This window comes from uncultured Thiocystis sp., assembly GCF_903866365.1.
GTDB lineage: Bacteria > Pseudomonadota > Gammaproteobacteria > Chromatiales > Chromatiaceae > Chromatium.
On the sequence record NZ_CAIPNF010000036.1, the window covers coordinates 1 to 20,614 of the forward strand.

Consider the following 20,614-nt stretch of genomic DNA (forward strand, 5'->3'; position numbering starts at 1 on the left):
ACCATGGAGCCGGTCGCGCCGTCGAGTTCCGGGATCGCGACCATCATGGTCGCCTCGACCGGGAGCAGGCCCTGATTGGAGCCTTCCCACTGGTCGAGGGTCTGAAACTCCACCGCCAGGGTCGAGAGATAAGGCACGTCGAGACGAGCAAGAATCTCCTCGGCGGCCTTGGAATCGTTATAGGCGGGGCCGCCGACCAGCGAGAAACCGGTCAGCGAGACGACCGTATCCACGGTCGCCTGTCCGTCCTTCATGAAGAATTTTTCGATCGCCGGGCGCGCGTCCAGGCCGCTGGCGAAGGCCGGCACCACTTGCAGCCCGCGCGCTTCGAGCGACTCGATCACGCCATTGTAATGACCCGCGTTGCCCGCGAGCACATAGGAACGCATCAGCAGCAGGCCGACCCGCCCCTTGGGCTTGGCGTTCACGACCGGAAGCTGGGCGAGTTTGTCGGAGATATGGCCCTTCATGCGCGGGTGATAGATCCCGACCTCGGGATATTCGACCGGGGCGTCAACCTTCAGGGTGCCGCGCAGATGGCGGCGCGGACCGTCGGCATAGCGATCCACCAGGAAACGGACCATGTTGCCGAGGTTTTCGTCGGAACCGGCGAGCCAGTATTGCAGGGTCAGGAAATAGGCACGGACATCCTGGGCGGTGCCGGGGATGAAGCGCAGCAGCTTGGGGATGCGCCGCAGCATGGACATCTGCTGGGCGCCCGTGCTCTGCTTGCGCTCCTTGTTGCCGCGCAGCCGCTTGAGCAGGGCCATGGGGCCGCCCGGCGTGCCATCCATCGCGAACCCGCCCAGACGGGTCATCTTCATCAGCTCGGAGGCCGACATGCAGGCGATCATGGCGTCGCAGTGATCGCGACGGGCCGCCATCGCGGACAGGATCGGCTTGAAGTGATCTTCCATGACCAGCATGGTGGTCATGACGATGTCGCCCTCGGCGATATCGGCCAGACAGCGCTCCAGCGATTCGGGCGATTCGGCCCATTCGGTGGCGGCGTGCAGATTCAGGCGCAGACCCGGCAACTCGCGCTGCAGCGACGGCAGCGCGCGCTGCGTCGTCCCCGAGAGATGCCCGTCGAGATTGACGATGACGACGCGCACCGGCGTCGCATCGGAAGATTTGGCACGCATCTCAGCGACCGAAGTGCGCTTTGGCATCGTAGAGCGTCTCCACGGTAATGGTTAGGATCCCTCGTTCCTGGGCGAATCGCTCGGTGTTGCGACGCGCCTTCCCGCGCACGAAGAAGGGGATCTTTTTCAGTTCCTGCTCGGCTTCCGATGTCCAAGCCATGATGTTTTCGTCGGTCCCGACGGCCGTCTCCGCCGCTGCGGACCCGGTGTCCCGCGAGGGTTCCTGACTGGCCTGACCCGCCCTGGCGCCCGGCCCCAGATGTGATGGCGTCGCGCCATCGTGAAACTCGAAATCCTCCCGGAACATGGTGATCAGGTGCTCTTCAAGCCCCATCATCAAGGGATGGACCCAGGTATCGAAGATGACGTTCGCACCCTCGAACCCCATCTGCGGCGCATAGCGGGCCGGGAAGTCCTGAATATGCACCGGCGCCGAAATGACCGCGCAGGGAATGCCGAGCCGCTTGGCGATATGGCGCTCCATCTGGGTGCCCAGCACCAGCTCGGGGTGCGCCTCGGCGACCTTTGCCTCGACCTCCAGATAATCGTCGGTAATCAGCGGCTCCACGCCATAGCGCTTGGCCGCCTCACGCACCTCGCGGGCGAATTCGCGGGCATAGGTTCCCAGCCCCACGACCGTAAACCCGAGTTCCTCGGTCGCGATTCGCGCCGCGGCCACCGCGTGGGTCGCGTCGCCAAAGATAAACACGCGCTTGCCGGTCAGATAGGTCGAATCGACCGAGCGCGAGTACCAGGGCATTCTAGACCAGATCGGCTCCCGCGTGGCACTGACATCGATGTCGGCAACACGCCCGACCTCCGCGATGAAATCACGGGTCGCGCCAATCCCGATCGGCACCGTCTTGACCGTCCGTTGGCCGAACATGCGCTCCAACCAGAGACAGGCTTGATCGGCCAGTTCGGGATAGAGACAGACATTGAAGTCAGCCTCGGGAAGACGCAGCAGATCCTCCGGGGTCGCGCCGAGCGGGGCCACGACATTCACCTCGACGCCGAGCGAATCCAGCAGCCGGGTGACCTCCACGACATCGTCGCGACAGCGGAACCCTAGCGCCGACGGTCCGAGCAAATTCGCCAGCGGACGCGCGCCCGTCTTCCGCAGCTCGCGCTCGGCGCCCGGCGCGGGCACCCGACTCTTGAGCAAGCCGCGAACCAATTGATAGAAGGTCTCGTTGGCACCCCAGTTTTCCTTGCGCGCATAGGCCGGCAATTCCAGCGACAGGACCGGCACCGGTAACCCCATCCCCTGTGCGAGCGCACCCGGCTGATCCTGGATCAGTTCCGCCGTGCAGGACTCGCCGATCAAGATCACGCGGGGCGCGAAGCGATCAAAGGCCGCCTGGATCGTGCTCTTCACCAACCCGGCGGTATCGCCGCCCAATTCGCGCGCCTGAAAGCTGGTGTAACTGACCGGTGGGCGCTGTCCGCGCCGCTCGATCATGGTGAAGAGCAGATCGGCGTAGGTGTCGCCCTGAGGCGCGTGCAGGACGAGGTGGACCCCTTCCATCGAGGCGGCGATGCGCATCGCGCCGATATGCGGTGGTCCTTCATAGCTCCAGAGCGTCAACTGCATGAGATCAAACCCGCAACAAGGCGCCGCGCGCCAGCGGACGCGCGAAAAGTTCAGCCAGATCCGCCGCCTGATCGAAACCATGCACCGGCGTGAAGACCAGCTCGATCGACCATTTGGTCCGCAATCCCTCCGCTTCCAGCGGGTTGGCCAGACCGAGCCCGCAAACAGTGATGTCGGGTCGATCGGCCCGTACCCGGTCGAGCTGAAGATCGACATCCTGCCCCTCGGTCAGACGCACCCCAGCCGGTAACAGCGCAAGCTCGGACTCCATGAGCTGCCGGTCCAGGAAGGGCGTCGCCACTTCCACAAGCTCCATGCCGCATTCGCGGCTCAGGAAACGCGCGATCGGGATCTCAAGCTGCGAGTCCGGCAGGAAGGTGATCCGCTTGCCGGTCAGCGCCTCGCGTTGACGCACCAGACTGAGTTCGGCGCGGGCGACCGCCGGAGCGGTGACGGTTTCCAGCCGGGCTGCCGGAATCCCCCAGGCATCCGCCGCCGCCCGCAGCCAACCGAGCGTCCCCTCGATGCCGAAGGGATAGGGCGCGGTCAACAGGGTCGCGCCACGCCCCTGGAGCGCGCGCGCCGTCTCGCCCAGAAACGGCTGGGCCAGCAGGAGACGGGTTCCGCGACCCACGGGCGGGAATTCGCTCGCCCGGCGCGGCGGCAGGAAATGCACCGGGCCGATGCCGAGTTCGGCGAACAGTCGCAGGAACTGATCCTCGACCACGTCGGGCAGGGTTCCCACCACTAGCAGCGAGCGCTCGGTGTCCGCGAGCGCCGGGAGTTCAGGCACCAGCGACTTCAGACAGGCATCCTCGCCTTGGGTAAAGGTCGTCTCCAACCCGCTTGCGGAATAATCGAGCACCCGCACCCGGCCCCGATAGGCATCGGACAGACGCTCGGCGGCCTTGGCGAGGTCCAGCTTGATGACCTCGGACGGACAGGAACCGACGAGAAAGAGCGTTTTGATGTCGGGACGCCGCTCCAGAATCTCGGCGGCCACGCGATCCAGCTCCTGATTGCAATCGGCCAGACCGGCCAGATCGCGTTCCTGGAGAATGGCCGTGGCGAACCGCGGCTCGGCGAAGATCATGACGCCCGCCGCCGACTGCAACAGATGGGCGCAGGTGCGCGAACCGACGACCAGAAAGAAGGCGTCCTGGATCTTGCGATGCAGCCAGACGATCCCGGCCAGTCCGCAGAAAACCTGACGCTGACCGCGCTCGCGGGTGACCATGGACGCATCGCAGCCCTCGGTCGGTGTGCGTGGGGAGATGTCGGCGCCCATCATTCCGTCGCCTCGGCAAAAACGCCATCGCGGCGCGCCGCATCCAGCCGCGCGGCGCGCAGTTTGATCAGGAACTGACCCGCGTTGATCACATAGGTCGCATAGGCCGCCAGCGCCAGGAGCATCTGCCCCTGCACGTCGACCATCTGGGTGATCAGCGCCACCAGATAGGCCGTATGCAGCGCCAGCACCAGCATGCTGAAAACGTCCTCCCAGAAAAACGCCGGAGCAAACAGATAGCGACCGAAAACGACTTTTTCCCAGATCGAGCCCGTGATCATGATGGTGTACAGCACCAAGGTCTTGATCACGACCGAAATCGTGGCGATCCCTTCGCCCTCGCCGGTCACCAGGTAGCGAATCACCAGATAGAGGCTGACCAGAAAAACGATAAACTGGATCGGCGCCAGAATCCCCTGGACCAATGTCCATGGCGATTCGTCCCGCCGCCGACGCTCTTCTGGGGTGTAGAGTGGCTGGCGCGGGGTTGATTGAGGTTGGTGATGGGTCATCTCTAGGCCGGACTCGCTGGACATCCTTTAAATCTTCACTGAACCGTATGCAGAAATCTAGTCTGCTTTCAGGCATGCGTCAACCAAGCTTTACGTAAACCTGACTTGACAACTCCGCGCAAGCCATCACAATAGGCTATACGAAACTGATCACGGAGGTAATGCTCTCTTGTCGACGGCGGCCTGTCTCCGTTCTGGTTGGGCAGGCGAAACCGAAGTGAACAACTCGATGACGCGATACGGCCGCTCTGACAACAAGAGTCCGTTTCCAAGTTAGTTGGGTTTTTTTTAGGATTAATCCGGCAAATCTGCCGCTGCTGTCCCTGAGCTTGGGTCCACAGGGCACGCCTAGAGGCACTGGAGGGTCTGGTCGTCGTGAGTCCGTTCAGAGCCCCAAAGGAATCGATCGGCGTCCTTGACGCCGACACGGCGGCGGCCTTGGTCGAAGGCACGGCCGACATTGCCGTGATTGTCGATCATAAAGGCATTGTCAGCGATATTGCCTTTGGCAGCGACGACTTGTTGTCGGACATCAACGTGGACTGGGTTGGGCAGCCCTGGCTCTCCACCGTCTTGCCAGAAAGCCGTGCAAATCTTGAAGCGCTCCTCGAAGAATCCAATCATCAAAGCGTGACACGTTGGCGGCAGGTCAACCATCCGTCGTTGCGAGGAACCGATATCCCCGTTCAGTACCGAGCGCTACGCCTCGGGAAAAAAGGTTCCGTCGTGGCAGTGGGCAGGAATTTGCAAGGCATGGCGGCCCTTCAGCAGCAACTGGTCGACGCCCAGCAGGCGCTGGAACGCGACTATTGGCGCTTCCGTCAGGTCGAAACCCGTTACCGACTCCTGTTCCGGATGGTCTCGGAGGCTATCCTCATCATCGACGCACCCACGCAGCGCGTCGTTGAAGCGAATCCAGCCGCGGGGCAGCTCCTCGGCGAAACGCCCACCCGCGTGATCGGCCGGCCATTTCCCGAAGGATTCGATACCGAAAGCACGCAAGCCATCAATAGCCTGCTGGCGGGCGTTCGTGCCGCCGGTCGCGCCGACGATGTCAGGGCGCGCCTGATCGACAGCTTGCAGGAATTTCTGGTCTCGGCCTCTTTGCTGCGTCAGGAAAACGTGACTTTTCTGCTGGTGCGACTCTCGCCGCTGCTGGCCGACACGGCGTCAACCGCCATGCCCGAAGCCAAGGCCCGCTATCTGCGGGTGCTCGAAAACGCGCCCGATTGCGTGGTCATCACCGACGCGGACGGTCGGATTCTGACCGCCAACAGCACCTTTCTGAGCCTGGCTGAAATCGCCACCGAGCAACAGGCCAGGGGCGAATCGCTCGACCGCTGGCTGGGTCGGCCAGGAGTTGACCTTAACGTGCTGATGGCCAACCTGCGCCAGCACTCGACCGTGCGACTCTTCGCGACCATGCTCCGCGGAGAGTATGGATCCACGACCGAGGTCGAGATCTCCGCCGCCGCGGTCCGCAATGGCGAACGCCCCTACTTCGGCTTCTTCATCCGCGACGTGGGACGGCGCCTGAGCACCGAGCAGCCCCCAAGCCCCGAGCAGACCCGCTGGCTGGACCAGTTGACCGATCGGGTCGGACGGGTGCCGCTGAAAGAGCTGGTCCGCGAATCCACCGACACCATCGAGCGACTCTGTATCGAAGCGGCGCTGAAATTGACCGGCGACAATCGCGCCTCGGCCGCCGAGCTGCTGGGCTTGAGTCGGCAAAGCCTCTACGTCAAAATCGACCGCTATGGCATAGCGGCCGACCACACGACCGAGCTGCACGCGCCCGACAAAAAAATCGCGCACAAATCGCGTCCAGAGTGACATGCGCTACTGCGCATGTCACTCAGCCTCGTGGTGACTCACGGCGATCGGCGAGACGCGGTTTAACGGTTCAAAATAACCGATTGAAGCCGTGTCGGCTTAGACCCTGGTTGGATCGATTGCAACCGATCCGATGGATAAACAACGCAGACCGCGCCGGGCGCGGTTTAACAGGCTCCCGCATGAATCGACCGACGCCCGCAGTAACCGCCAGCTACCCGGCTCCATCGGCGATCTTCGAGGTGCTCCATCCCATCACCTGGTTTCCGCCCATGTGGGCCTTCAGTTGCGGCGTGGTCTCTTCCGGCCAGCCCATCCTGGCGCAGTGGCTGGTCGTCATCGCCGGCATCGTCCTCGCGGGGCCATTGATGTGCGCTACCAGTCAGGTCGTCAACGACTGGTACGACCGCGATGTCGACGCCATCAACGAACCGCATCGTCCGATCCCCTCGGGGCGCATCCCCGGACGCTGGGGGCTGTATCTCTCGCTGATCTGGACCACGGTCTCGCTGCTGCTCGCCTACGCCCTTGGCCCCTGGGTGTTCGGCATGGCCCTGATCGGCATGGCCATCGCCTGGGGCTACAGCGCCCCGCCCTTCCGCTTCAAGGGTAACGGCTGGTGGGGCAACCTGGCGGCTGGCATCTCCTACGAGGGACTGGCCTGGATCACCGGCGCGGCGGTCATGATCGGCGGCGCGCTGCCTGACGGGGAGATCCTCGCGCTCGCCCTGCTCTACAGCCTCGGCGCCCACGGCATCATGACCCTCAACGATTTCAAGGCGATCGAGGGCGACACCCAGATGAATGTCCGCTCGCTGCCGGTTCAGCTCGGCGTCGACGGCGCCGCCCGCGTGGCCTGTCTGGTGATGGGCCTGCCGCAGGCCGTGGTCATTGCCCTGCTCTACTCCTGGGACAAACCGGCCCACGCCATCGCCGTCGGCGTGGTGCTGCTGATCCAGATCGGACTCATGATCCGCTTTCTCGGCAGCCCCCGCGAACGGGCGACCTGGTTCAGCGGACTGGGCGTCAGCGTCTATGTCACCGGCATGATGATCAGCGCCTTTGCCGTGCGTTCGCTGGGCTAGACCATCATCCTGAATGACGATTTGAACCGCAAAGAACGCGAAGGCATCTCGGCAAGACCAACCGCATGGGCGAACCAATCGAGCTATCCGCCATGTTCACTCTTTGCGTCCTTTGCGCCTTTGCGGTTCCCAATATTCACTGTCGGTTTTCGCATCAACGCGCACATCTCTTCACCAACGGGATCTTCCATGGCAAACCTCGAAACCTTTGATGCCGTCGTGATTGGCGGCGGGCCGTCCGGCGCGACCGCGGCGACCGACCTGGCCAAACTCGGCCGTTCCGTGCTCCTGCTCGATCGCGCCGGACGCATCAAGCCCTGCGGCGGAGCCATCCCGCCACAGGCCATGCGGGATTTCGACATCCCCGAATCCATGCTGGCGAATCAGGTGAATTCGGCCCGCATGGTCTCGCCCACCGACCGCACTGTCGACATGCCCATCCACGGCGGCTATGTCGGCATGGTGGATCGCGAACACTTCGACGAATGGCTCCGGGAGCGCGCTGCCGCGGCCGGGGCCGTGCGCCGCGTCGGCACCTTCGAGCGCATCGAGCGCGACAGCGACGGCACCGCGCTGGTCTGTTATCGCCCCGGCCAGGGACGCAGCGACAGCCCCGCCGAACAGGTGCGCGCCCGTGCCGTGGTTGGCGCAGACGGGGCGCATTCGGCGGTCGCCAAGCAATGCATTCCCGGCTCGGAGGGCATGAAATTCGTCTCCGCCTACCACGAAATCGTTCGCACCCCGCCCAACGGCGGCGCGGCCGACTTCGACGGCACGCGCTGCGATGTCTACTATCAGGGCGACATCTCGCCGGACTTCTACGGCTGGGTCTTCCCGCACGGCGACACCACCAGCGTGGGCGTCGGCACCGCGGTCGAGGGCTTCTCGCTGCGCTCGGCCTGCACCGAACTGCGCCGTCGCGCAGGACTTGCCGAGGCCGAGACACTCCGTCGCGAAGGCGCGCCGATTCCGCTCGAACCGCTGCGCCGATGGGACAATGGACGCGACATCGTGCTGGCCGGCGACGCCTCGGGCGTGGTCGCCCCCGCCTCCGGCGAAGGCATTTATTACGCGCTGGTCGGCGGGCGCCTGGCCGCCGAAGCGGTCGCCGAGTTCCTGACCACCGGCAAGGCCAGCGCGCTCAAGAACGCCCGCAAACGCTTCATGAAGGCGCACGGCAAGGTGTTCTGGGTGTTGGGCATCCTGCAGCGTTTCTGGTACGCCAGCGACAAGCGGCGCGAGCGTTTCGTGAGCCTCTGCGCGGACCCGGATATCCAGTACCTGACCTGGGAGGCGTACATGAACAAGCGCCTGGTCAAGGCCCGGCCTGGCGCGCATCTGCGCATCTTCTTCAAGGACATGGCGCACCTGCTCGGCATCGTCTCGCCGATCTCCAGCCAGCCGTCCAAGAACGCCGCGCGCCATGGCTGAGTTCTTCGCCAGCGGCCGGGTGATCGATCTCATCCTGGTCCTGCTGCTGATCGAGGGTGCCGCGCTCGCCATCCTTCACCACCGAACCGGCCGCGGCATCGCGCCCGCCGATCTGGCGGGTTTCCTGCTCTCCGGATTCTTTCTGATGCTCGCGGTGCGCGCCGCGCTGGTCGGTGCCTGGTGGGGCTGGGTCAGCCTCTGTCTCACCGCCGCGCTCCTGACCCATCTAGCCGATCTTCGACATCGCTGGAAGCGGCCAGATTAGGCGATTACCAAGAAACGTCATCCCATTGACGTGTCTTGGGCGACCTCGCGTTTAACTGGAAAATCACCTTGCTTTCATCTGCCCCGCATACCACACGAGATGTTCCAGCAACTCGGTCGCCCGCGAGACCGAGGTCTGGACCCCATCGACCATCGCCGGCACACGGGCCGGATCGACGCCATCCGTGACTTCCAGCGCCGCAAGTTGGGCGTTGTTCACGAGGGCGGAGAGCAGGTTGCGATACACGGGATCGGCGGTCGAGTTCAAGGGCGTGCGCAGGATCTTCTGCTGCTCCAGGATGCCCGCCTGAAACCGTTGCCGCGCCGCTTCCGCCGCCTTGCGGGCGGTCAGATCGGTGAGCAGAAACACGAATCCCAACACCCGGCCGGGCGAGGAGAACACCGGATCGGCCCGCAGCAAAAACCGCTGCTCGCCCTGATCGCGGGTCGCCAGACAGACCTCGCCGCGCCAGGGACGATGGTGATGCAGCAGATCGCTGACCCGCTGCTCCCGGTCGAGCGGCTCCGTCAGGCGCTTTAACAGATCGTCGAGACAATCGGGCGGCGCCCGCTCCGACCCCAGAAGCCGCTCCAGCGACTCGGTCGCCAGCAGAATCACCCCATCGGGCGCGGCGATCAGAATCGGCTGATCCGCGACCCGGATCTGCGAACGGACCTGGGCAAGCTGCGCCTGGGCGATCAGCACCCGCACCGACCGAAACTGCTGGATGACATCCGCGACCGACTCGCCGATCAGACGCGCCGCGGTTCGATTGGCCGAGGTCCAGGGGCTGGAGGTGCCCTCGACCACCTGATGCCATTGGCTGAAGGAACGCCGGGGGGACAATTCGGCCGGATCGTCCCCGATGGCAAGCGGCTTGAACGGATTTCCCGCCCAGGTCACGGTGCGGATGCGCTCGGGACGGAACCAGAGCAGATACTCGCCGGGGCATGTCGAGATCGGGATGGCCAGCACCCCGCTCGCCACCGACTTCACGGCGGCCAGCCGCGGCGCCTCCCGCCCCAGCGCGGCCGTCGCCATCACCGGCGCGCTCGGCTGTCCATCCAGCCAGGCCGCGATCTCGCGCAGTTCCAGCGTCCCCGGCACCTCGCCGGTGGTGAGTACCCGGCCATCGTAGAAGAGCGCGGCGCCGGCGGCCTCCACCGGTTGCAGCAGCGACTGCGGATGATCGAAGAGGGCCGAGGTCCAATCGCCCTCGCGCGCAATCCCCTCGATCATGCGCTGTTCCAGACGCCGCACCGAGAGTTCGGCCTGCGCCTGGACGAAACTCTCCAAGGCCGCGATCCGGGTCGCAACCGCCTCCGCGAGCAACTCGCACGCGGCGCGGATCTCGTATTGCACGGTCCGGGACGTCCGGTGATGACAGGCCACCATCCCCCATAGCCGCCCCCCGACCAGCAGCGAAGCGACCAGGGTCGCCTTCACACCCATGTTGCGAAGGTATTGAAGATGGATCGGCGACAGACTGCGCAGCGCGCACAGCGACAGATCCAGATCCTCGCCCGTCAGGGGCGAGAGCCTCGGCAGGAGCGGAATCGGGGCGTCGTCTACATCAACCAGGAGACGGATGCGATTGCGCTCGTAGAGACGGCGCGCGATCTGGGGAATATCCGAGTCCGGATAGCGGTTCCCGAGATACGGCTCCTGCTCGGGCTCGCAGCATTCGGCAAAGACCTCGCCATGACCCTCATCGTCGAACCGATAGACCATGACCCGATCGTAACCGGCGATCTCCTTGAAGATCCGCGCGGTCTCGTCGCAGAGCGCGGGCAGCGTGGGGGCGTCCATGATGGTCTGCAACGCCGCCTGCACCGGTCCGAACAACGCCACCGCCGGCCCGGCGGGCTCGAACTCGACCACCAGTCCGCCGGTCGGCGGGCGATGCAGCAAAATGTCGAACGCCTGTCGCGAGCGCCCGACAACACCGCGCAACACCAAGGGAATGACGTTGAGCGGATCGTTGAGGTGCGGGCGGATGCGCTGTTCCAAACCGCCGCCCAGATCGTCGAGGGACCAGCCGAGCAGACTCTCCCCGACACCGAACGCCTCGCCCGCATTGGCGCTCGTCTGCACGATGTCCAGCCTGGGCTCGCGCACCACCAGCAACACGCCCCGCGGCTGGATGGAGGCGGCATGCTGAATCTGTTCGCGCTCGCAAGTCGACAGGCTGGCCTGCCCGAAGGCGGGAGAAGACGCGACACCGGGGTTCAAGTGGACTGGGCTCCCATCATGCGGCATTGCCATGCGCGGCGCGCGCGGATTCGGTATCCAACCCGTAACGGTTCAGCTTGACATAGAGGCTTTGACGGCTCAATCCAAGCAGTTCGGCGGTGGCGGTCCGGTTGCCTCGGGTCGCTTCCAGCGCCTCCTCGATATAGTAACGCTCCACCACGCCCACGGTCTCCTCCACCAGCGTGCGCAGCGAATGCTTGCCGATCTGCCCGGTCAACGCGCCCAGACGATCGCTCAGGCGATCGGCGTGGCGCGGCGGCGACAGCCGGCGGCCCACCGCGCGGATCAGGACGACGACGAACTCCGGATCGGTTTCCCGATTCCCCGCCGCGGAAATCTCGACATCCGTCTCCGTGCCCAGTTCGCCATGCAGGACGGTCGCGAACATCCGCACCGCGCCCAGGCGCTGCACATTCGCCATCAGCACCGTCAGATCGGCGCCCGGATGGCCGAGCCAGCGCCCGAGCGTCTCATGGATCACCGAACTCTCGGTCGGCATCTGCAGCAGATCGAGACAGCCTTGATTCGCGCGCTGGATCAAGCCCAGCCGATCGGTGATCGCGAAGCCATCCGGCAGGCGCTCCAGCAACTCCTCCAGCGGCAGCGTCCGCGCCAGTGTGACGCGCGCCTCCGCTACGCCCGCGACCGCCTCGGTCGGAGACAACTGCAAGAGATACACGGCACCGGACTCCGACGACAAAAGCGAGGCACGCACCATCCAGGCCACACGCGGCGTCCCGAGCTGAAGCAGAACCCCTGGCGCCTGCCCCTGCTCCGCCACCCGATTCAACATCGCTTGCAAGGCATCCCGCTCGGCGGGCAGCAGCGCCGCCAGAAACTCCTGCCCGGCGGCGGTCACTGGCGGCGTCAGGCCCAAGGCCGCGGCGGCGACCGGATTCGCCTCGACGATCCCGAGCGTACTGGCGCGCAGCAGCAACACGGCATCGGTCGAGGAGCGAAACAGCAGCCGATAGCGCGTCTCGACCTCGCGCAGCTTCCAGTAATCGCGCTCCATCGTCTGTTGCGCCTCGACGAGTCGCGACTGAAGCTCGGTCACGGCCTGCAGGCTGCGGCCGATCGCCACCAGACCGGCCTGCCCGCCGAGACGCACTGCGGTATATTCGATCGGCAACGCGCGCCCGCTCGGAAAGCGCTGCGTCACCTGGCGAAAGGCCGACACCCCGCTGACCGCGGCATCCTCGACCAATTGGCGCAGGCTCTCGCCGCCACCCGGCTCGACGGTCTCGGACCAGTGACGCCCCACCCAGGCATCCAATCCCTCGTCGGGGAAGCTCGTCGACAGCGCGGCGCGACGAATCACCCCCGCGCGATCAAGGAACAGCGTCACGTCAGGTTGCGGCAGGTTTCGGATCGTCATGGTCTCTCAAGGCTCGGCGTCAATGGATTGGATGGTGCGACGCACCAAATACCCTGACCGCTTGGAGTCGAACCCTGCCCAAATCGTTCACTCCGCAACGAATTTTATCGACTATCAATTCCGGTCGGGACATAGCCCTTGAGGACCGCCTGCGATAAACTGTCAATTCCAGGGTTCGACAGCGACCCAGGATCTTGTCACAACGCCCTCGTAGCTCAGTTGGATAGAGCGATCGCCTCCTAAGCGGTAGGTCACAGGTTCAATTCCTGTCGAGGGCACCAAATACCCATTCCAAGACGCTTCCAAGGCCGGCCTAAGTGCCGGTTTTTTCTTGCTTGTTTGTTTCATGGCGTCCAACGTTGTCGATTGACAGCCAAGACCAACTAAGCACAACATCCCGGCCGATACCGTACACTCAATTGGACGGCAACCATGAAGACAGGATAATGAATGGCGCTCTCGCTCAACAAGCCCAAGCTCGACAATCTCGCGTCCGACATCTGGAAATCCGCCGAGCGGCTGCGCGGCAAGTTCAAATCCTACGAGTATCAGGGCGTCATCCTGCCCATCATCGTCATCCGCCGCCTGGAGTGCGTGCTCATTGACTGGCGGGCGCAGAAGTCCGCCGAGGTGTTGAAGAACCGGCCCCAGCTCACCGGGAAGGAACTCGCCAGGCTGGTCAAGGAACTGGAATTGAATCCCAGACAGTGTCCCTTTTCAAACATCACCGACTGGACGCTCCGCTCGGTCCACGAAGAAGACCATGCCCTGCTGGAGGAAAATTTCCGCGCCTACATCAACGGCTTCTCGAAGAACGTCGATGACATCATCGAGCACTTCAACTACCACGCCACCATCGGCCAGATGGTGAAGCTCAACCGGCTGGCCCCGATCCTCAACCAATACAAGGAGCTTGCGCTCGGCCCCGACCAGCTCTCCGGCCTGGAGATGGGCTACATCTACGAGGAACTGCTGCGGCGCTTCTCGGAACAAAGCGGTGACGAGGCTGGGGAGCACTTCACCCCGCGCGAAGTCATCCGTCTGATGGTCGAGTTGCTGGAGATCCCCATCCCGGACCGGCACCTCTCCATCTACGATCCCGCTAGCGGTACGGGTGGCATGTTGTCCGTGGCGAAGGAGCACCTGCTGGAGCGCGCCGAGACGCCGGAGGAAAGGGCGCGGGTCGAGCAATTCGTCACCGTTCACGGACAGGAACTGTCACCCACCAACTACGCCGTCTGCCAGGCCGACCTCCTCATCAAGAACGACCGGCAGGCGACCGGTCAGCTCGGTAACTCGCTCATCCCGCACGATCCGCACGGCAGGGAGCCCGGCGACCAGTGGCCGGAACCCAAATGGCGTTTCCACCGGATGCTGAGCAATCCGCCCTTCGGCGTCACCTGGGGCGGCAAGGACGGCTACGAGCGGGAGGCCCGCAAGCTGGAGCGGACCCGCTACCAGGCCGGGATGCCGCGCGTGAACGACGGCGCCCTGCTCTTTCTGCAAACCATGCTGGCCAAGATGGCGCCGGTCGAGCAGGGCGGCAGCCGCATCGCCATCATCTTCAATGGCTCGCCGCTCTCCAATGGCGACTGCGGCTCGGGCGAGAGCGAGATCCGCCGCTGGATTCTGGAGCACGACTGGCTCGACGCCATCGTCATGCTGCCCGATCAGCTCTTCTACAACACCGGCATCTTCACCTACATCTGGCTGCTGCGAAACGACAAGCCCGCCAGCCACCAGGGCCGCGTCATGCTCATCGACGCCCGCCAGCAGTTCGAGAAGGAGCCGAAATCCTTTGGCAACAAGCGCCACCGCATCAGCGATGCCCACCGCGCCTGGATCGAGGCGCGCTACACCCAGGGCTGGGCCGAGGGCGACGCCGACGAACAGGTCCGGATCTTCCGGTGCCAGGACTTTGCCTACCACAAGGTCAGCGTCGTTTTCTGGCAGACCGATGAGCACGACCAGCCCGCCATCGTCACCGAGCCTTACGAGAAGGCGTTCACCGCCGCAAATCTGAAGAAGGAGCAGGACTTCCATGCGAGCGATTTGAGCTTTCGCGTGCGGGTGAAGGCGAAGGGCGAGGAAAAGACCGTCGCCTTCACCCTCAAACCCAGTGACAACGCCGCCAGGATCTTCAAGGCGGCCTTGGCCGACGCCGACGAGACGCTCGCCGTCGAATGGACGCACCGGCATTACGTGCGGGACGACGAATACATCCCGCACGGCGAGGATATCGCCGCCTTCCTGGAGCGCGAAATCGCCAAGCCGATCATCCGCTGGGAGGAGACGAAGAGAGACGGCAAACCCGTCCTCGGCTACGAAATCCTGCCGAACAAATACTTCTACCGCTACCAGCCGCCCACGCCCGCGAAGGACTTGCTGGCGGAGTTCTGGCGGCTGGAGAAGGAGGCCGAGAAACTATTGGAGGGACTTGCCCGATGAAACAGCCCGCCACCACCGCCCTGGCCATCAGCGCCGATTACCGGCGGTTTGTCGAGGAACTGAAGGCCCGGGTGCAATCCGCCCGCCTATCAGCAGCTCGGGCCATTACCCACGAGGCCATCCTGCTTTACTGGGACATTGGCCGGGGGATTGTGGAAAAACAGCAAACCCATAGTTGGGGCGATTCCGTGGTGGAAATGGTCGCCGCCGATCTGCGGCGGGCCTTCCCTGGGATGAGGGGCTTCTCGGCCAATAATTTGTGGCTGATGCGCCAGTTCTATTCGGAGTATTCGGCCGCTGGATTTCTTGAACAGCTTGTTCAAGAAATTGCGGAAGATAACCGCCATGACCCTCGGCAGACCAAGCCCGTCACGCAGCCGGACGATCGCTCAAGCAGACTTCCACTGTCGGCTAGAGTTCTTGAACAGCTTGTTCAAGAAATTCTGCCCGCCGTCCCTTGGGGTCATCACGTCGAAATCGTCAAGAAGGTCAAGACCCCCGCAGCCCGCCTCTGGTATCTCCGGGCTACATCCCGTTTCGGTTGGTCGCGCAACGTCCTGCTCAACCAGATCAAGGCCGGGGCCTACGAGCGCGCCGTCACCGAGAAGAAGACCCACAACTTTCCGCTGGCCCTGCCGGAGTACCTCGCCGAGCAGGCGGACGAGATGCTCAAGAGTTCCTATAACCTGGAGTTTCTCGGCATCCGTCGCGAGGTGAAAGAGCGGGAGCTGGAGGACCGCCTGGTCTCCCGCCTGCAAGCCTTCCTGCTTGAACTCGGCTACGGCTTCTGCTTCGTCGGGCGCCAATACCGGCTGGCGCTGGGCGAAAAGGAATATTTCATCGACCTGCTCTTCTACCATCGTTTCATCAAGGCCCTGATTGCCTTCGAGCTGAAGGTCGGCCCCTTCGAGCCGGAACACGCGGGGAAAATGGATTTCTATCTCAACCTGCTCAACGACCGGGAACGCGGCCCCGACGATCAGCCGTCCATCGGGATCATCCTCTGCGCGGAAAAGGACGACGTGGAAGTCGAATATGCCCTACGCAGCAAAGCCAATCCCATCGGCGTCGCCTCCTATGAGTTGCAGTCGAAACTGCCGGGGGAATTGAAAGGGAAGCTGCCGACCGCCAAACAGCTTGCGGATGTGGTGCGGATTGAGATGGAGGGTGAGGTATGAACACCGCTCACGACAGTTTTCTGAACGATTTACCGCAAGGATGGAAATTTGACCGGTTCAAAGATATTGTCTCGCTTCGTAACGAAAAGACGGATGAAGCGAGTGCGGAAGAGGATTACCTCGAACTTGAAGACATGGATTCCGGCTCTGGCCGAATCCTGAGCCGCCGGAACACGCTTGAGGTTGGCAGCGCCGTCACGCGGTTCAAGACGGGTGACGTGCTTTTTGGAAAGCTGCGCCCCTACTTGGAAAAATACTGGGTCGCCGAGTTTGACGGCAAATGCACGGGCGAGATTTTGGCGTTCGAGCCGCAGCGGATTGCAAGTCGCTTCCTGTTTTACTGCCTTGGGTCGCGGTGGTTCATTGAGCGATGTAACGCGCTCGCCTACGGCGCCAAGATGCCTCGTGTCAGTTGGCCGACTCAACTGGCACAGTTCAACTTCCCGCTCCCGCCGCTCTCAGAGCAACAGCGCATCGCGGCTTATCTGGATGCGAGTTGCGCGGCGATTGATGCGGCGGTGACAGCCAAACGCCGCCAAATCGAAACCCTCGGCGCGGTGAGGGAAAGCATCATCGAGACGGCGGTTACGAGGGGCCTTGATAGCAATTCCAAATTCCGGGTGATCAATCATGACTGGTTAGGGTCACTTCCGGAGCATTGGGCAGCGGTTCGCATCAAGCGGGTAATTTCACATCTTGACTACGGCATTTCAGTCAGCAGTCAACCAGAAGGCAAATATCCAGTGCTCAAGATGGGCAATATCCAATCTGGTGAGATCGTTTTCTCGAAGATGGAGTTTGTGGATGAAGTTGCCGAGGAACTCTTGCTGGAAAAGAACGACCTGCTCTACAACCGCACCAACAGCCCTGATCAGGTGGGTAAAGCCGCTCTGTTCCTTGGCTGTAAAGGGGACGAGGTGACTTTCGCCTCCTATTTGGTCAGGCTGCGGGTCAATCACCGTATTATTCCCGAGTTCCTCAACTATGCGGTGAATTGTGCTGGCTTCCTTGCCTTTGCACGTCGCTTGGCCATCCCGTCGGTACAGCAGTCGAATCTGAACTCAACCCGTTACGCGAGGATGTTCATCCCGTTGCCGCCTATCTCTGAACAACGCTCCATCTGTCAGCACCTTCGGGAAAAAGTCGGCGAGATGAAGTGTGTGGTGAACACCATCGAATCCCAAATCGCCACCCTCACCGCCTACCGTAAATCCCTGATCCACGAATGCGTCACCGGCCAGCGGCGGATCACGGAGGCGGACATCAACCGGGTCAAGGCGCATGGCTAAACGGACGAAGCCCCCGGAACTGACCTTTCAGCAACACCTCGCGGAGTACCTCGTCCGCGAGCACCAGTATGGCGTGCTGGAACAGTCCGACATCACGGATACCGAGCATGGCATCGCCGAAGATCAGCTCTGGGCCTTTCTCAACGCCAGCCAGGCCGATACCCTGAAGACGCTGGCGGACGATTACGGCACGGACGCGCGCGAGGAAGTTTTCAAGGCGCTGCGCCAGGCGCTGGAGCATACGCCGCTCTGGCTGTTGTTCCGCCAGGGCTTGCCGGTGCGCGGGCTCAGGTTCCAGCTCTATTACCCCAAGCCGCGGTCGGCGGAGAGCGCCGGCGCCAAGGGCTATGCCGAGAACCGCATCACCTTCCGCCCGCACTTCTACTTCGGCGAGGCCAACCAGGAGATCGATTTCGTCATCTATCTCAACGGTCTGCCCATCGTGGCGCTGGAGTTGAAGCACGAGGCCAATCAGAACGTGCATGACGCGGTGGCGCAGTTCGCCCGGCGCGACCAGGCGCACCGGATTTTCCAGCATCCCTTCCTCTACCTCGCCGCCGACACCAGCGACGCGATGGCCGCCACCGACCCTTGCCGCGAGGAGAACTTCCGCTGGCACAACATGGGGCTGACCAACACCCCGACGAATCCCGACGAGTATCCGGTCGAGTTCCTGTACCGCGAGGTGCTGTCGCGGGATCAGCTGCTGGAGGCGCTGTCGTTCTTCCTCCTGCGCGTGCCCGCGCGTGACGCCGAGGACGACAAGCCGGCGCGCCCGGCCTTCACCCTCTTCCCGCGCTATCACCAAAGCCGCCTGGTGCGACGGGTGGCGGAGGACATCGCGGCCCACTTCGCCACGGCGGGCGATATCGGCAAGAAGTATCTGGCCAACCATTCCGCCGGCAGCGGCAAGACGCTCTCCATCTGCTGGCTGGCCGACCGTCTGCACAGCCTCTTCAGGCCCGGCAGCAATGAGAAGCTGGTGGACATCACCTTCATCCTCACCGACCGCAAATCGCTCGATACCAACATCCGCGAGGATATCGACAAGTTCACCCACATCAAGGACGTGGTCGGCATCGCCAGGAAGGCCGACGACCTGCCGCGTTTCCTCAGGGAGCGGCGGTCCATCATCGTCACCACCCAGCAAAAAATGGCCTGGGTGCTGGAGGAGATCCAGCGCAACCCGGCATTGAAGACGCTGCGGGTGGCCTTCCTGATCGATGAGGCCCACCGCTCGCAGGACGGCCAGATGGGCGCGGCCATCCGCCTGCCGTTTCGCAGGGAGGGCGAGCCGGACCAGGACGCGCCCGAGGAAGATCCCGAAGAACGGATCGCCAGGGTCATCCGCGAGCATGACCTGAATCAGTTGTTCGTCGCCTTCACCGCCACTCCGGCACCGGCCACGGTGTCGATGTTCGGCCAGCCGTTCGACAGCTACACCGAGGCGGAGGCCATCGCGGAGGGCTACATCGTCGATGTGGCGGCGAGCATCATCTCCTACAGGACGCTCTACCACCTGCATTGCCCCATCGTCCCGCAACCGGACGAGGAGCGGCTCTACCCCAAGGGTGTGGTGTCCAAGGCGCTCCAGAATGTGGCCTTTCAGGACGACGGGCTGATCCAGTACAAGGCCGAGGTGATGCTGCGTCTCTTCGAGAAGGACGTGAAGCCGCTCATCGGCGGTCGCGCCAAGGCGATGATCGTTACCTCGTCGCGCGTCGCCGGTCTGCGGTATTTCCACATCCTCAAGGAGAAGCTCAGGGAGCGCGGCGCCGGCGACAAGGTGCTCTATGCCTTCTCGGATTTCGTCCATCCCGAGACCAACGCCGCCATCAGCGAGCACGCGGTGAATGAACTGGCGACGGGCGAGTTGATCGAAGACCGCTTCGAGGGCGACGACTACCGGCTCATGGTGGTGGCGAACAAATTTCAGACCGGCTTCGACCAGCCCCTGCTCGCGGGCATGTTCCTCGACAAGCCGGTGCTGGATCGCAACGCGGTGCAGACGGTCTCGCGGCTGAATCGCTGTCACCCCGGCAAGCAGACGGTCGTGGTCGTGGACTTCACCAACAACGCCAGGCAAATCCTCAAAGCCTTCGCCAAATATCGGCAGGGCACGCCCTTCGAGCCGGAGGAACCGGATCGAGAGACCTGCCTGAAACTGCATGCGGAGATTCTCGCCGCGGGCGTCTTCACCCAGCAGGACGCCGCTGACCTGCTCGCGCTGATCGGGAGCGGGACGGATGCGCGGGTGCAATTCCAGGTAAACGCGCTGCGGGTGCGCTTTCAGGCCAAACTCTCCGATTGGGAAGGGCGCAAGGCGTTCGTGTCACTGCTGGCCCGCTTCGCGAAGCGCTTCCATTTCCTCAGCTGCTTTTTCACTTATTCGCCGGCGATCAAAGAGTTCGTCGCCTTTGCCGAATGGGTCGGCCCGCAGCTCATCAAGACCGGAACGGTGTCCGAGTTGATGCAACAGATTCGCGCCACCCTGGTCACCAAGGCGGCGGTGCAGTATCAGGGCGTGATGACCGGCGGCGGTCCGGTGAAGCTCCAGCCGGGCAAGGGAAAAGGCGGCACGGGTCCGGTGCCGGTCAAGGCATCCGTGCGGGACGTGATCGAGCAGATTCGCGCCACCTTCGACATCACGGACGAGGAGGCGCTCTACATCAAAGAGGTGACGGCAGAGAAGATCGCCGACCCGGCGATCCGCGCCACCGTCCAAACGCATCGCGACAATCGTCTTTACCTCGACGGACCCTATCGCGGACAAGTCAACGGAGACATTCAGACGACCTACGATACGCGCGGGCGCTACGACGAACTCGCGGACCCGAAGTACACCGACACCGGCGGTATCTTCGACATCATGGCGGTGACCGTCATCCAAACCCACCTGGCCGAAGCCGCCTGAC

General features: G+C 63.4%; 14 protein-coding genes and 1 tRNA gene. 9 read left to right on the forward strand and 6 right to left on the reverse strand.

The features are described from left to right. The 4 genes from QZY07_RS02000 to bchF form a co-directional block, all read right to left on the reverse strand. A partial coding sequence (locus QZY07_RS02000; RefSeq protein WP_295399432.1) for a DUF3479 domain-containing protein occupies positions 1–1,172 on the reverse strand: 1,172 nt, incomplete at its 3' end. Beyond that, the gene (gene bchB, locus QZY07_RS02005) at positions 1,147–2,739 is read right to left on the reverse strand and encodes a ferredoxin:protochlorophyllide reductase (ATP-dependent) subunit B (protein WP_295399433.1); all 1,593 of its coding nucleotides are present in this window, start codon (positions 2,737–2,739) and stop codon (positions 1,147–1,149) included. The genes bchB and QZY07_RS02000, both read right to left, overlap by 26 nt. A gap of 4 nt (positions 2,740–2,743) precedes the next feature. Beyond that, positions 2,744–4,027 (reverse strand): ferredoxin:protochlorophyllide reductase (ATP-dependent) subunit N, encoded by a 1,284-nt coding sequence (locus tag QZY07_RS02010; RefSeq protein WP_295399466.1) that lies wholly within the window; start codon positions 4,025–4,027, stop codon positions 2,744–2,746. After that, complete coding sequence (gene bchF, locus QZY07_RS02015; protein ID WP_295399434.1) at positions 4,027–4,539, reverse strand: 2-vinyl bacteriochlorophyllide hydratase; 513 nt, start codon at positions 4,537–4,539, stop codon at positions 4,027–4,029. The genes QZY07_RS02010 and bchF overlap by 1 nt, the downstream gene beginning before the upstream one ends. A gap of 375 nt (positions 4,540–4,914) precedes the next feature. On the opposite strand from bchF, the gene ppsR (QZY07_RS02020) reads away from it, so the two are divergent. The 4 genes from ppsR (QZY07_RS02020) to QZY07_RS02035 all read left to right on the forward strand — a co-directional run bounded on the left by ppsR (QZY07_RS02020) (position 4,915) and on the right by QZY07_RS02035 (position 9,153). Beyond that, the gene (gene ppsR, locus QZY07_RS02020; RefSeq protein WP_295399435.1) at positions 4,915–6,372 is read left to right on the forward strand and encodes a transcriptional regulator PpsR; all 1,458 of its coding nucleotides are present in this window, start codon (positions 4,915–4,917) and stop codon (positions 6,370–6,372) included. Between the two features lie 182 nt (positions 6,373–6,554). Further along, entirely contained in the window at positions 6,555–7,457 is a 903-nt protein-coding gene (gene chlG / locus QZY07_RS02025; protein WP_295399436.1) for a chlorophyll synthase ChlG, read from the forward strand. Between the two features lie 189 nt (positions 7,458–7,646). Further along, a complete protein-coding gene (locus QZY07_RS02030; RefSeq protein WP_295399437.1) occupies positions 7,647–8,888 on the forward strand; it encodes a geranylgeranyl diphosphate reductase in 1,242 nt (413 codons plus the stop codon). Continuing rightward, positions 8,881–9,153: a hypothetical protein gene (locus QZY07_RS02035; RefSeq protein WP_295399438.1), complete on the forward strand. Its 273-nt coding sequence runs from the start codon at positions 8,881–8,883 to the stop codon at positions 9,151–9,153. The genes QZY07_RS02030 and QZY07_RS02035 overlap by 8 nt, the downstream gene beginning before the upstream one ends. A gap of 63 nt (positions 9,154–9,216) precedes the next feature. Here the strand turns inward: QZY07_RS02035 and QZY07_RS02040 are convergent, their stop codons facing one another. Both QZY07_RS02040 and ppsR (QZY07_RS02045) read right to left on the reverse strand, forming a co-directional pair. Continuing rightward, positions 9,217–11,385: a GAF domain-containing protein gene (locus tag QZY07_RS02040; RefSeq protein WP_295399439.1), complete on the reverse strand. Its 2,169-nt coding sequence runs from the start codon at positions 11,383–11,385 to the stop codon at positions 9,217–9,219. 16 nt (positions 11,386–11,401) lie between these two features. After that, a complete protein-coding gene (ppsR, locus tag QZY07_RS02045; RefSeq protein WP_295399440.1) occupies positions 11,402–12,784 on the reverse strand; it encodes a transcriptional regulator PpsR in 1,383 nt (460 codons plus the stop codon). A gap of 204 nt (positions 12,785–12,988) precedes the next feature. On the opposite strand from ppsR (QZY07_RS02045), the gene QZY07_RS02050 reads away from it, so the two are divergent. From QZY07_RS02050 to QZY07_RS02070, 5 genes are all read left to right on the forward strand, one after another. Then, a tRNA-Arg gene (locus QZY07_RS02050) sits at positions 12,989–13,065 on the forward strand. A 169-nt stretch (positions 13,066–13,234) separates the two neighbouring features. After that, complete coding sequence (locus QZY07_RS02055) at positions 13,235–15,232, forward strand: class I SAM-dependent DNA methyltransferase (protein ID WP_295399441.1); 1,998 nt, start codon at positions 13,235–13,237, stop codon at positions 15,230–15,232. Further along, positions 15,229–16,410: a PDDEXK nuclease domain-containing protein gene (locus tag QZY07_RS02060; RefSeq protein WP_295399442.1), complete on the forward strand. Its 1,182-nt coding sequence runs from the start codon at positions 15,229–15,231 to the stop codon at positions 16,408–16,410. The genes QZY07_RS02055 and QZY07_RS02060 overlap by 4 nt, the downstream gene beginning before the upstream one ends. After that, a complete protein-coding gene (locus QZY07_RS02065) occupies positions 16,407–17,699 on the forward strand; it encodes a restriction endonuclease subunit S (RefSeq protein WP_295399443.1) in 1,293 nt (430 codons plus the stop codon). The genes QZY07_RS02060 and QZY07_RS02065 overlap by 4 nt, the downstream gene beginning before the upstream one ends. After that, positions 17,692–20,613: a DEAD/DEAH box helicase family protein gene (locus QZY07_RS02070; protein WP_295399444.1), complete on the forward strand. Its 2,922-nt coding sequence runs from the start codon at positions 17,692–17,694 to the stop codon at positions 20,611–20,613. The genes QZY07_RS02065 and QZY07_RS02070 overlap by 8 nt, the downstream gene beginning before the upstream one ends. The last annotated feature ends 1 nt before the right edge of the window (position 20,614 follow it).

Excerpts from the sequence above, each read along its gene's own strand:
- bchB (WP_295399433.1), bottom strand. The coding sequence starts at position 2,739 with ATGCAGTTGACGCTCTGGAGCTATGAAGGACCACCGCATATCGGCGCG.
- QZY07_RS02010 (WP_295399466.1), bottom strand. The coding sequence starts at position 4,027 with ATGGGCGCCGACATCTCCCCACGCACACCGACCGAGGGCTGCGATGCG.
- bchF (WP_295399434.1), bottom strand. The coding sequence starts at position 4,539 with ATGACCCATCACCAACCTCAATCAACCCCGCGCCAGCCACTCTACACC.
- chlG (WP_295399436.1), top strand. The coding sequence starts at position 6,555 with ATGAATCGACCGACGCCCGCAGTAACCGCCAGCTACCCGGCTCCATCG.
- QZY07_RS02030 (WP_295399437.1), top strand. The coding sequence starts at position 7,647 with ATGGCAAACCTCGAAACCTTTGATGCCGTCGTGATTGGCGGCGGGCCG.
- QZY07_RS02035 (WP_295399438.1), top strand. The coding sequence starts at position 8,881 with ATGGCTGAGTTCTTCGCCAGCGGCCGGGTGATCGATCTCATCCTGGTC.
- ppsR (WP_295399440.1), bottom strand. The coding sequence starts at position 12,784 with ATGACGATCCGAAACCTGCCGCAACCTGACGTGACGCTGTTCCTTGAT.
- QZY07_RS02055 (WP_295399441.1), top strand. The coding sequence starts at position 13,235 with ATGGCGCTCTCGCTCAACAAGCCCAAGCTCGACAATCTCGCGTCCGAC.
- QZY07_RS02060 (WP_295399442.1), top strand. The coding sequence starts at position 15,229 with ATGAAACAGCCCGCCACCACCGCCCTGGCCATCAGCGCCGATTACCGG.
- QZY07_RS02065 (WP_295399443.1), top strand. The coding sequence starts at position 16,407 with ATGAACACCGCTCACGACAGTTTTCTGAACGATTTACCGCAAGGATGG.
- QZY07_RS02070 (WP_295399444.1), top strand. The coding sequence starts at position 17,692 with ATGGCTAAACGGACGAAGCCCCCGGAACTGACCTTTCAGCAACACCTC.